The sequence below is a fragment of the Rhodoferax sp. UBA5149 genome (genome assembly GCF_002413825.1).
Taxonomy (GTDB): Bacteria; Pseudomonadota; Gammaproteobacteria; order Burkholderiales; family Burkholderiaceae_C; genus Rhodoferax.
Genome location: NZ_DHXT01000074.1, coordinates 7,314 through 18,419 on the forward strand (window position 1 = coordinate 7,314; position 11,106 = coordinate 18,419).

An 11,106-nucleotide genomic window follows, 5' to 3' on the forward strand; every position below is an offset into this window, starting at 1 on the left:
GCGCCACCCGAGCGGTTATCGCCTGACGGCTTTTGGCGAGCAGTTGTTGCCCCTGGCCCGCGAGGTGGAGCATGCCATGGTGGCGTTGACCCAGCACGTCGAGGCGTTCCAGCGCGAAGTTTCGGGTGTGGTGCGTATGACCTGTCCAGAACCGCTGATGTACCGCCTCACCCATTCGACGCTGCTTGACCGATTCCGTACCCGCTATCCCGGGCTGCAAGTGGAATTCGTGATGAGTGACAAGTACCTCGACTTTGCCAAAGGGGACGTGGACATTGCCCTGCGCTCGGGTGACACCGAGGACAACGCGCTCGTCGGCCGCAAGGTCGGCGATTCGCTGTGGGCGGTCTACGCCAGCCCCAAGTACATGGCACGGCGCGGCCAGCCGGATCGCGTGGAAGATCTTGAGCAGCACGACTGGGTGGGCTTTGACGACACCATGCCCAACCACCGGGCCACGCAATGGCTGCAGCAGGTGGCCCCCAGCGGGCATGTCGTGGCGCGCAACAACAGTGTGCTCGGCTTGCTCTACTCGGTGAAAGCGGGCGTCGGCCTGGCCGCCCTGCCGACCGCGCTGGGTGACGCCGAGCCCGACTTGGTGCGGGTGCTGGGCCCGATCCCGGAGCTGGCCCGCATCTGGCGCGTGCTCACCACGCCAGAGCTGCGGCGCACGCCACGCGTGGCGGCGCTGTTCGACTTTCTGGTCGACGAAATCGATGCCTTGCGCCCCATCATCACGGGCTAGCACGCAAGACCCCATCCCGTCGCGGAGGTACTGCTGGGTTGACCTTCGCTCATCGTCACCAGACCGCCTCGGCGGCCAACAGGCGCGACACCAGCTTGCCGCCTTCCAGATGGCTGGTGAAGATCTCGTCCACATCAGCCACCGTCACGCCGCGGTAAAGCACGCCCTCGGGATAGGCCAGCACATTGGCACCCAGCTCGCAGGGGCCGCGCGGGTGTTCCCAATCGACGTTGCGATGCTCGCTGCAGATGATGCGGCACCCGGCAACTGCGTCCGCAGTTTGAAAATCGTTACAAGACTTTTAAGTCTGCAGCCCTCGTCGAATATACGTAAGAAGCTATCTATTTGATAGCAAATCAAGATTGGTCATCATGACGGCTTGAACATTCGATGGGTGCGCCCCGGGCGTGTTCTGGGCTTGGCGCAAGGCGTTGCTCTCGGCCTGCGCTTTGAGTTGCAACAGACAACTCTCGACTGCGCTCGGGCCGCGCAAGGTGTTGCAGCGCCAAGTCGCCTCGCTGTACATGGCGGTGGCCTTGAGCCGCAACTCGCTCTGCTGCACGGCCCCGCGCACAACCTGGTGAAAGGCCAGCAGCAGGCCAACGATGATGAGCGTCGCCAGCATGCCCGGCCACACCGGTGAGCGCACCCCGGCGGGCAAGCCGTCCCACCACAGTTGCAGTTCGCGTTGACGCCCGGTGAAGCTGCGAGCCTCTGCGTCCGGCAAATTGAAGGTCGGAAATTTGTTGTCCATCACCTGACTCCTGTTTCGGGCCCACGTCACGCGGGCACGGGTCCACTCGCGAGGGAGTGTTTACAGAAAAAAAACAAGAAGAAGAACAATGAGCAAGAGAGCGCCGCCACCGATATACATGTCAATCTCCATCGCGTTGCCCATCCTCCGTGAGGGTGTACCAGCACGCGCCGATGAGTTCATTTGAGCAGGCGCAAACATCGCCGTCTGTGCCCTGGCCCACGTAGCGGGGAAATAGGCGATAGCCCCGAGATAGGCTGGCACGGCGAGCGGCCTGGCAACAAAGGCTAACCATCGCTATTAGGGATTTAGGCCTGTAGCCCCCATCGAATAAGCGCAATATGCTATCTATTTTGTAGCAACCCAAGCTTGGCCAATTGCGCTGGCACGAATGCAGCAGGGCTAATGCCGAAGAACTTGCCCAATTTGCCTGCCCGTGTCGCGCTGATCTTGCGCTTGCCCGCCAGAATCGCCGACAAATTGCTCTGCGGAACAAGGCTTGCGAGGTCTTCTCGCTTCAAGCCACGCGCCTCCATCAGAAAACGTAGCGGGTCTTTGGGGTGCGCTGGCTCAATTGAAATCAGCTTCGCTGTGTTTTGCACAAAGATTTTTTTGAACCGGTATCGGACGATGACCACCAAACGATAGTTGTTGCCGCCCACATTGAAGACGGTACAGGGCAGCACGTAGTCGGCAGAATTGAAAAATTCCCGGACATAGGCGAAGTCCGCGTATTCAGCGGCCTCCACCACCGAGTGCCATTCGCGCAAGACACCTTGCGCCTCTGGATGCTTCTGCCAGAACTCGCGATCGACTGTTCTACAGAACAAAAATCAGGAGAAGAATAATAATGAGCAAGAGAGCGCCGCCACCGATATACATGTCCATCTCCACCGCGTTGCCCACCCTCCTTGAGGGTGTACCAGCACGCGTCGATGGATTCATTTGAGCAGGCCCGACTGGCGCCGTCTGTGCCCTAGCCCACGTAGCGCGACATTCACGCGGTCAGAAAACCGGTCAGCCGATGCCTGATGATGTCATCGGCCTGCGCCATGATGCGATCGATCAGCTCCTTCGCGGTTGGAATATCGTGGATCAGTCCGGCGACCATGCCGCAGGACCATGCGCCCGCGTTCATGTCGCCGGTTTGCATGATGCGTGGGTAGACCCCGGCAACCTCGTCGATGATGTCTTCAAATTTAAGATTGACGCCCAGCGAACGCTCCTTCTCCAGTAGCCGATCAACGGCATCATTACGGAGTACGCGTTCGGTGTTTCGCAGGGAACGCATCACCAAGCGGGTATCGAGTTCACTGGCGTCAACGATGGCCTGTTTGACGTTTTCATGCACCGGGGCCTCTTGGGTGGCGATGAAGCGCGTGCCCATGTTCATTCCCTGGGCGCCGAGCGCGAGCGCGGCGACCAGGGAGCGGCCGTCGGCCATGCCCCCAGAAGCGACAAAGGGAATGCGGAGTTCATCCGCCGCGCGCGGCAGGAGAATGAAGTTGGGTATGTCGTCTTCACCCGGATGGCCGCCGCACTCGAAACCATCCACGCTGACGGCGTCGCAGCCAATCGCTTCCGCCTTGAGGGCGTGGCGCACCGAAGTGCATTTGTGGATCACCTTGACGCCCGCTTCGTGAAGCGCGGGGAGCCACTTTTGCGGATTATTGCCGGCGGTTTCGACCACCTTGATGCCGCCCTCGATGATCGCCCGGATGTAGCCGGGATAGTCGGGCGACGAGACGGTTGGAAGAAACGTGAGGTTGACGCCAAACGGTTTGTCGGTCATTTCGCGGCAGCGTCGGATTTCGTTTGCCAGCAACTCGGGTGAGCGCTGGGTCAGTCCGGTGATGAGGCCCAGCCCGCCGGCATTGGAGACCGCCGAGGCCAGTTCAGCCAGGCCGACGAAGTGCATCCCGCCCTGAATGATGGGATGCTGAATTCCAAACAGTTCCGTGATTTGAGTTTTCATGACGTGGGTTGTCCTTTAGGATTGATTGCAGAGTAATAACGGCCGCTCGATTGTGCCCAATTCGCAACGCAGCAGTCGAACAAGGATTGTGTCGCAATAAAGCGCCGGGCGATCACCAGACCGCGCTTGGCAGTCAGCTTGAGCGCCGGTCAAAATTCAGTCGAGAACCGCTCCCTCGCAAGCAGGGCGAACATGCTTGCGATACAAGCGCATGAAGCCATGGGGCACTTCGCGTTCGAAGGGCGTCCAGCTTTCGCGCCGTTTAGTGAGTGTCGCGTCGTCGACATGCAGCGTCAGGCGCCGGTTGGGAATGTCGATCTCGATGATGTCGCCGTCCTCGACCAGCGCGATCGGCCCACCGTCGCAGGCTTCCGGACAAATATGGCCGACGCAGGGGCCGGAAGTTGCCCCGGAGAAGCGGCCATCGGTGACCAGCGCGGTCTTCTTCAACCCCTTCATCTTGAGCGCCAAGGTCGCCCCCAGCATTTCGGGCATGCCCGGCGCGCCCTTGGGGCCGAGGTAACGCAACACCACCACGTCGCCCTGCTTGACCTTGTCTTCGGCGATGGCCTTGAGCGCCTGTTCTTCGGAATTGAAGCAGATGGCCGGTCCCTGGCACTGGCGCATGGATTCATCGACGCCGGCCTGTTTGATGATGGCGGTGTCGGGCGCCAAATTGCCGCGCAACACAGTGAGCGCACCGGTCGGACGGAAGGCCTGCTCCAGCGCTGGAATCACCGTGCTATTGATGACCTGGGCAGCGTCGATCATCGCCTGCAAGGGCTTGCCGGTGACCGTCATGCAGCTGGTATCGAGGTATTTTTGCATCTGTTTCATCACCGCCGGCATGCCGCCGGCCGCCCACAGATCCTGAATCCCGTAGGGTCCGTTGGGGCTGACGGCAAGCAGCGTCGGCACGTCACTGGCCGCTTCAAAGTCGGCCATGGAAAACGCAACCTCCGCCGCGTGCGCAATGGCAGGCAGATGAAGGGCCGTGTTGGTGGAGGCACCGATGCCCATGGCGATGCGAACCGCATTGCGAAAAGCTGCCGACGTGAACATCTGGCGCGAGTTGAGCCCTTCCTTGACCATTTCGACGATGCGCTCGCCGGTGCGGCGCGCGGCGTCCAACTTGTCACTGTGGTAGCCGGGGATGTTGCTGGTGCCCGGCAGACACAGACCGAAAACTTCGGCCAGGCACTGGAAGGTGTTGGCGGTGCCCATGATCTCGCACGCGCCGCAGGTCGAACAGCTCAGGCTTTGGGAGAGAAGGCGCTGGTCGTCTTGGTAGTCGCCATGGTCAATCGAATTGCGCTGGCCTGCCGTATTGCGAATGTCCATCTGGCCGGGACCGCCAGAGAGATAGATCACCGGCAGATCAAGGCGCGCCGCAGCCATCATCATGCCGGGATTGATCTTGTCGCAGCCGGCGATCATCACGACGCCGTCGTAGGGTTGGGAGCGGATGTGCGTTTCCACGGTGTCGGCGATGAGGTCGCGCTGCGCCAGTATGAAGCGCATGCCGTCATGGGCCATGGCCACCCCATCGCAGGGCGCGGGAACGTTGAACTCGGCGCACTCGCCACCGGCGGCCAGCACGCCGTCGCGCACTTTCCTGGCCAGCAGGTTCAGGTGCGAGTGCCCGGTGGTCAACTCGGTGTGCGAGTTGGCAATCGCGATCAGCGGACGGGTCTTGAGTTTGTCCGTGTTGAAGCCGGCACCGTGGAGCAGTCCCTTGCGGAACATGTTCATCATCGGGCTGGCGCTGTTGGAAATGATATCGCTGCGTTTCGTGCTGGTCATGGGAGTTTTCTCGTTAACGTGCTTTTTTTAAAAGACCGTGCCATGGGCACGGCGCTGGAACGAAGGCAATTCCGGTGACCTACGCAAGATCGCATCCCGGCCCTCACACGCCGAGGTAGATACGGCGGATATGGTCGTCGTTCTTCATCGCCTCGCTGCTGCCGCTGCACGCGACCTTGCCGTTCTCCAGCACGAATACGCGCTGCGCGACACGCAGCGTATTCTGTGCATCCTGTTCCGCCATCAGCACGGCGACCCCGGCGGCGGCAACCGAGCGGATGGCATCGAAAATCTCGATCTTCAGCCGGTGCGCGATGCCTACCGATGGCTCGTCGAGCAGCAGCAGCGTAGGTCGCCCCATCAATGCGCGGGCGATCGCGACCATCTGCTGCTGGCCGCCGGACAGCGTCGCGGCCTGCTGGTTGAGTCGTTCGCGCAGCATCGGAAACAGCTCGAACGTTTTTTCCATGTCCGCTTCGATTTCCTTGCGGTCGTGGCGCAGGTAGGCGCCCAGCTCCAGATTCTTGCGCACCGTCAGTTCGGCAAACAGACGGCGCCCTTCAGGGCAATGGCAGACCCCGAGACCGACCACCTGGTGCGGCGCCTGCCCGTGCAGGGACTTGCCCTTGAAATCCAGGGTGCCGCTTGACGGCAAGGTGCGCGATATCGCCTTCAGCAGGGTGCTCTTGCCGGCACCGTTGGGGCCCAGCACGCCGACCAGCTCGCCCGGCTGCACATCGAGAGTGACTGACTCCAGCGCAACGGCCTTGCCATAGCTTGCAGCCAGTTGTTTGATGTCAAGCAATGCCAAGTTCAACCTCCGTTTTGCCAATATAAGCATCGATCACCTTCGGATGACGCACGATTTCTTCTGGCGTGCCGCTGGCAATGACTTCACCGAAGTCGATCGCGATCACGCTTTGTACCAATTGCATGAATTCGCGCAGTTTGTGCTCGATGATCAGGAGGGTCAGGCCATGTTCCCGATGCAGCTTGCGGATCAGCGCCGACAAGGGCTCGATTTCGCTCGACCCCAGGCCTGCGAAGGGCTCGTCCAGCAGCAACAGTTTCGGATCGGTCGCCAGCGCACGCGCGATTTCCAGGCGCCGCTGATCCCCGTACGACAACAGCTCGGACGGCATGTCCGCCTTGTGGCCCAGCCCGACATCGTCCAGCAGCTTGCGCGACCTGGCCTCGGGCGGCTGACCGCTGGCCATACCGCGCGGCGAGAAGCAGGCCACCATCACGTTTTCGAGAGCCGTCATGCCGACGAACGGCCGGCACAACTGGAAAGTGCGCGCCAGGCCGAGATTGACGACGCGGTAGGGCGCCGCCTTGACCAGCGGCCGGCCGTCGAAGACCACGCGGCCCTGATCAGCCATCATGAACCCGGTCAGCAGATTGAACAGTGTCGTCTTGCCGGCGCCATTGGGGCCGAGGATGCCGACGATCTCGCCGCGCTGCACCGAGAACGACACGTTCTTGACGGCCGCCAGCCCGCCAAAACTCTTGGTGAGGTTGGTGACTTCGAGAATGGCACTCATGCCCGGCCTCCCTTGCCCGATGTGCCGAGCCGCTTCCACAGCGGCGCCACCACCCCGTCGCGCAAGAAAAATATCACCATGATCAGCAGCAGCGCGTACACCAGCAACCGATACTCGCCAGCACCGCGCAGCAACTCGCCGAGCAGCGACAACAGGATGGCACCACCTGCCGCGCCGTACACCGAGCCGATGCCGCCGACGTACACCATGGTCACGATCGCGATTAGCATCATCACCGACACGATCTGCGGGCTCACTTGCATCTGATAGCTGGCATACAGCGCGCCGCCCATGCCGGCGAACACGGCACTGATCACCAGCGCCACGATCTTGTAAAAAGTGATGTTGATGCCAGCCGCCTGGCAGCTCGCCTCGTCGCCGCGTATGGCACGCAGCAGGATGCCCCAGCGGGATCGCGCCAACCCGACCAACACCACGCCGCTGACGATGGTCACAGCCAGCACGAAGTAGTAGAACGCGAGCGGATTGGCGACCAGCGGCGCGACGTCCTGGATGCCCTCTTCCCCGCCGGAATATTCCCAGAAAATCAACAGCAAGCGCTGCGCGATCGCCCCCGCCGCCAGTGTCGCCAATGCAAAATACGGCCCCTTCAGGCGCAGTGTCGGGAAGCCGAGCAGCACGCCGACCAGTGCCGCAAACAGCATCGCCAACAACATGCACAGCCATGGCGACAGGCCGTGATTGACATTGAGGTAGCCGCTCACATAAGCGCCAATGCCAATGAATAGCGGATAGCCGAAGTTTTCGCGTCCCGTGAGACCCGAAAAGAAATCCCAGCTCATCGCCCAGACAGCGTAAATCAGGCTGACCGTCAGCACGCCGGTCAGATAGCTGCTGCCGCCGAGCCAGGGCGCCGCGATCAGCAACAGCAGGCAGAAGACGGCCAGCACGCCCTGTTTCAGTGTGAATTTCATGCGTCCCTCAAAAAGCAGCTTGCTTGCCGCATAAACCGGCGGGGCGCAACAACAGGGTCAGCAGCACCGCCGTCAGCGATACCACTTCCGTCCAAGACGAAGACACCAGGTAAGCCACCACGGTCTCGGCATACCCCAGCAGGATGGCGGCCATGATGCTGCCCGGCAGCGAGCCCAGACCACCGACGATGACGATCGCAAAGGCCTTGGTCAGCGCCGGCAGGGCCATGTGCGGCGATGCGGACAAAAACGGCCCGGCCATCACGCCCGCCAGCGCCGCCAGTCCAGCGGAAAACGCCACAATCCAGCCGTAAACCCGGTCAATCGGAATGCCCATGTACTGCGCCGCCGTCGGATCCTGTGAAATCGCGAGGATCGCGGCGCCGGCACGCGTGCGCTGGACCAGCATCCACAGCACCGCCAGCGCGATCACCGCCACGACCAGTGCCAGCAACTGCTGGCCGCCGATGTCGGCGCCGCCGATGGTGAACTTGACATCGACAAATGCCGGAACGTTGATGACTTCGGAACCGAAGGTGACCAGGATGATCTGCTCGACCACCAGCGACAGCGCCAGCGTCACCATCATGACCGCCATCGCGGAACTGCGCTGGGGCCGGATCAGCACCCGCTCGACCAGCAGGCCGAACAGTGCCGTCAGGCCGATCGCCAGCAACGCGGCGACCGCCAGCGGCAGCTTGAGCACCACCGCGAACAGGTAAGCCAGGTAGGCGCCCATCGCATAAAACGCGCCGTGCGCCAGGTTGAGGATACGGGCCACTCCGAACACCAGGGTGAAGCCCACCGCCAGCATCGCGTAGATGGCACTGGTGACCGCCCCGTGGACCAGGATATCCATCATGCTCCGTCGGTCTTACTTGAGCCAGGCAGGCTGGATGTACTGGCCGTTGCGCGCGTCCTTCGGCCAGACGATGACGCGCTTGCCGTTTTCCTGCCACTGCGCGAACAGCGCGTTGACCAAGCCGGGGCCGGCTTTCACGTCGTGCGTTTCATCGAACTGCAAGCGGCCGACGGTAGCAGGCATGTCGGTTTTTTCAAGCTCCTTGATGATGGCGTTGGTGTCCAACGACTTGGCGCGCGTGACCGCTTCGGCATAGGCATACACCGCGTCATAGGCGCCAGTGCCGGTGTAGACCGGCTCGCGGCCATGGCGCTGTTTGAAGGCGTCAAGGAAGGGGATGGTGCGCGCGGACAGCGGTGCACGCACAATGAAGTTGGCCGCCACCTCGGACAGTGCCTTGCCGCCAACGCGCTGGAAAAAGTCGGCGTCCTGGCTCTTGACGTCGATCCCGCCATACGGCACCGGAATGCGGGCGTCATACCATTGCTTGGCGAACACATCGCTCGATGCGTGCGACAGGATCACCAACAGGTACTGGGCCCCACTGTTCTTGACCTTGGACAGCAGCGGCGAGAAGTTGGTGGTGCTGGTGTCAAAAGTTTCCGCCATGACCACTTCCAGCCCGCCGTCGGTCGCCCCCTTCTTGAGCACTGGCAGCAGGTCCTGCACCCACTTCGCACTTTCGCCAACCACGGCTATCTTCTGCATCTGAAGCTCGCCCTTGAGGAAGCCGGTCATGTAACCCACCAGGCTGCGCGCCAGATGCAGCGAGTTAATGGGCCCGACACGGAAGATGTACTTGTTGCTCTCGTAGTTCTGTTTGACCTTGGCATTGATTGCCGGCGATGCGGCGCCCACGTTGAGATAAATCGTTTTCGTCGCGGTAATGTGCGGCAGCTCTGCCAGCGTGACGCCGGAGGTATAGCCGCCTATCAGCACGTCGACCTTCTCGTCGCCGGTGAGCTTCTTGATCGCGCTGATGCCCTTCTCCGGATCTTCCGTCTCGTCTGCCACCGTCATGCTCAGTTTGCGCCCGAGTACACCGCCCTTGGCATTGATCTCGTCGATGGCCAGCTTTGCGCCGTCGCGCGTGTCACGTCCGGTTTGTAACTGGATCGGTGTGGTGATGCCAATCTTGATGGGCGTGTCGGCCTGGGCAAACGCCAGCGCCGAGCTGACGGTCAGGGCGGCCACCAGGGCCAATCGCTTGATTGCAAACTTGCGTGTCATGTCTCACTCCTTGATTGATGGGATGTTGCGATACTGCTTACGGCAGTATGATATGAATCGAAGTTCGATACCTGTTGGCTTTGGCGGCCAATCAGTTGGCTTTGACAGCCAGGGTAAACCACAGGTTCCCACGAACGCTTATGTCCAGTAAGGGAAAAGAATGCACCAACGAAGCATCTCGGCTACGTGGGTTCGGGGCTTGGTGGATGCACTTGCGTGCAGCGGTCTGGATGTGGACAGCTTGTGCCGGGAAATCGGCCTGGACATACAGGCCCTTGCCAGTACGAACACAGGTTGTCCGACAGAAAAACTCAGTTTGTTGTGGGAATTGGCCGAGGCGCGTTCTGGCAACCCCGCGATAGGGCTTTCATCGCACCACACCGTCCGGCCGGCAAGTTTCGAAGTGGTGGGTTACGCCATGATGTCAAGCGCTAACCTGTCCGCCGGACTGGAGCGACTGGTACGGTTTATGCGCATCATCTGTGACGCGAGCACGCTGACCCTGAGTCAACAGGGCGAAGGCTGCCGAGTCACCCTTGAAATATTCGGCGGTGGGCGACCGGTCCCCAGACAACGCTTTGAATCTGCTTTGCTGATTCTGCTGACATTTTGCCGCTGGATGACCGCGCGGGAATTGCAGCCACTGGTGGTTGAATTGACACAACACACCCCTGCCAACGTGCAGTCCTACAGTGACGTTTTTCGGTGCCCCTTGCTGTTCAGCGCGGCAACCAACTGCATCGTGTTTTCCCGTGCCGATCTGGCTTTGCCGCTGCCTACTTCCAACTCGATGATGGCCGATCTGCTCGACCGTTTCGCCGGACAACGCGTGGATCAGATGGAAAGCACGCAGGTCAGCGCCCAGGTGCGCGAACTGATCATGCGTAAATTGCCCGATGGTGAACCGGGGCGTGACGATATCGCGGGCATGCTGTGCGTCAGCGAGCGCACGCTGCAAAGGCAGCTTCAGAAAGAGGGCGCATCCTTTCACCAGCTACTGGACCACACACGACGCGAACTTGCCCACCGCTATTTGGGACAGCATCATATTTCCTTTGCCGAGGCGGCCTATCTGCTCGGCTTTTCCGAACAGAGCAATTTCACACGTGCCTGCAAGCGCTGGTTCCAGTTGTCGCCAGGGCGGTACCGCGCGCACATCGCCTCGGAGCTTGTGGGTTCCCATTTGCGTACTGAAGAGGCTCCCAGACCCGGGCTGTTCGTGGCGCACGAGCCCCTGCGGGGATACCCGTAACCGTCA

At 61.2% G+C, this 11,106-nt stretch carries 12 protein-coding genes; 2 read left to right on the plus strand and 10 right to left on the minus strand.

The window, feature by feature from the left end:
• On the plus strand, positions 1 to 745 hold a 745-nt coding region (locus B3V69_RS06205; RefSeq protein ID WP_296444799.1), incomplete at its 5' end, for a LysR substrate-binding domain-containing protein.
• Positions 746 to 800: 55 nt separating this feature from the next.
• Here B3V69_RS06205 and B3V69_RS06210 read toward each other — a convergent pair.
• The 10 genes from B3V69_RS06210 to B3V69_RS06255 all read right to left on the minus strand — a co-directional run bounded on the left by B3V69_RS06210 (position 801) and on the right by B3V69_RS06255 (position 9,848).
• Complete coding sequence (locus tag B3V69_RS06210) at positions 801 to 929, minus strand: hypothetical protein (RefSeq protein WP_296444801.1); 129 nt, start codon at positions 927 to 929, stop codon at positions 801 to 803.
• Between the two features lie 153 nt (positions 930 to 1,082).
• Positions 1,083 to 1,499, minus strand: coding sequence for a hypothetical protein (locus B3V69_RS06215; protein ID WP_296444803.1), 417 nt, complete (start codon positions 1,497 to 1,499; stop codon positions 1,083 to 1,085).
• A gap of 344 nt (positions 1,500 to 1,843) precedes the next feature.
• A complete protein-coding gene (locus B3V69_RS06220; RefSeq protein WP_296444805.1) occupies positions 1,844 to 2,329 on the minus strand; it encodes a type II toxin-antitoxin system HigB family toxin in 486 nt (161 codons plus the stop codon).
• 167 nt (positions 2,330 to 2,496) lie between these two features.
• Positions 2,497 to 3,474: an NAD(P)H-dependent flavin oxidoreductase gene (locus B3V69_RS06225; protein WP_296444807.1), complete on the minus strand. Its 978-nt coding sequence runs from the start codon at positions 3,472 to 3,474 to the stop codon at positions 2,497 to 2,499.
• Between the two features lie 156 nt (positions 3,475 to 3,630).
• The gene (locus B3V69_RS06230) at positions 3,631 to 5,277 is read right to left on the minus strand and encodes a dihydroxy-acid dehydratase (protein ID WP_296444809.1); all 1,647 of its coding nucleotides are present in this window, start codon (positions 5,275 to 5,277) and stop codon (positions 3,631 to 3,633) included.
• A 103-nt stretch (positions 5,278 to 5,380) separates the two neighbouring features.
• Positions 5,381 to 6,088, minus strand: coding sequence for an ABC transporter ATP-binding protein (locus B3V69_RS06235; RefSeq protein WP_296444810.1), 708 nt, complete (start codon positions 6,086 to 6,088; stop codon positions 5,381 to 5,383).
• A complete protein-coding gene (locus B3V69_RS06240; protein WP_296444812.1) occupies positions 6,075 to 6,821 on the minus strand; it encodes an ABC transporter ATP-binding protein in 747 nt (248 codons plus the stop codon). The genes B3V69_RS06235 and B3V69_RS06240 overlap by 14 nt, the downstream gene beginning before the upstream one ends.
• Positions 6,818 to 7,756 carry a branched-chain amino acid ABC transporter permease gene (locus B3V69_RS06245; RefSeq protein WP_296444814.1) on the minus strand — a complete coding sequence of 313 codons (939 nt, stop codon included), beginning with the start codon at positions 7,754 to 7,756 and terminating at the stop codon, positions 6,818 to 6,820. Before B3V69_RS06245 ends, B3V69_RS06240 begins: the two co-directional genes overlap by 4 nt.
• Before the next feature lie 7 nt (positions 7,757 to 7,763).
• Positions 7,764 to 8,618 carry a branched-chain amino acid ABC transporter permease gene (locus B3V69_RS06250; protein WP_296444816.1) on the minus strand — a complete coding sequence of 285 codons (855 nt, stop codon included), beginning with the start codon at positions 8,616 to 8,618 and terminating at the stop codon, positions 7,764 to 7,766.
• A gap of 12 nt (positions 8,619 to 8,630) precedes the next feature.
• Positions 8,631 to 9,848, minus strand: a complete 1,218-nt coding sequence (locus B3V69_RS06255) for an ABC transporter substrate-binding protein (RefSeq protein WP_296444817.1) — start codon at positions 9,846 to 9,848, stop codon at positions 8,631 to 8,633.
• Positions 9,849 to 10,008: 160 nt separating this feature from the next.
• On the opposite strand from B3V69_RS06255, the gene B3V69_RS06260 reads away from it, so the two are divergent.
• On the plus strand, positions 10,009 to 11,100 hold the full coding sequence (locus B3V69_RS06260; RefSeq protein WP_296444819.1) for an AraC family transcriptional regulator: 1,092 nt from the start codon (positions 10,009 to 10,011) through the stop codon (positions 11,098 to 11,100).
• Positions 11,101 to 11,106: the final 6 nt, after the last annotated feature.

Coding starts and splice junctions, on each gene's coding strand:
- B3V69_RS06215 (WP_296444803.1), bottom strand. CDS start 1,499: ATGGACAACAAATTTCCGACCTTCAATTTGCCGGACGCAGAGGCTCGC.
- B3V69_RS06225 (WP_296444807.1), bottom strand. CDS start 3,474: ATGAAAACTCAAATCACGGAACTGTTTGGAATTCAGCATCCCATCATT.
- B3V69_RS06230 (WP_296444809.1), bottom strand. CDS start 5,277: ATGACCAGCACGAAACGCAGCGATATCATTTCCAACAGCGCCAGCCCG.
- B3V69_RS06240 (WP_296444812.1), bottom strand. CDS start 6,821: ATGAGTGCCATTCTCGAAGTCACCAACCTCACCAAGAGTTTTGGCGGG.
- B3V69_RS06245 (WP_296444814.1), bottom strand. CDS start 7,756: ATGAAATTCACACTGAAACAGGGCGTGCTGGCCGTCTTCTGCCTGCTG.
- B3V69_RS06250 (WP_296444816.1), bottom strand. CDS start 8,618: ATGATGGATATCCTGGTCCACGGGGCGGTCACCAGTGCCATCTACGCG.
- B3V69_RS06255 (WP_296444817.1), bottom strand. CDS start 9,848: ATGACACGCAAGTTTGCAATCAAGCGATTGGCCCTGGTGGCCGCCCTG.
- B3V69_RS06260 (WP_296444819.1), top strand. CDS start 10,009: ATGCACCAACGAAGCATCTCGGCTACGTGGGTTCGGGGCTTGGTGGAT.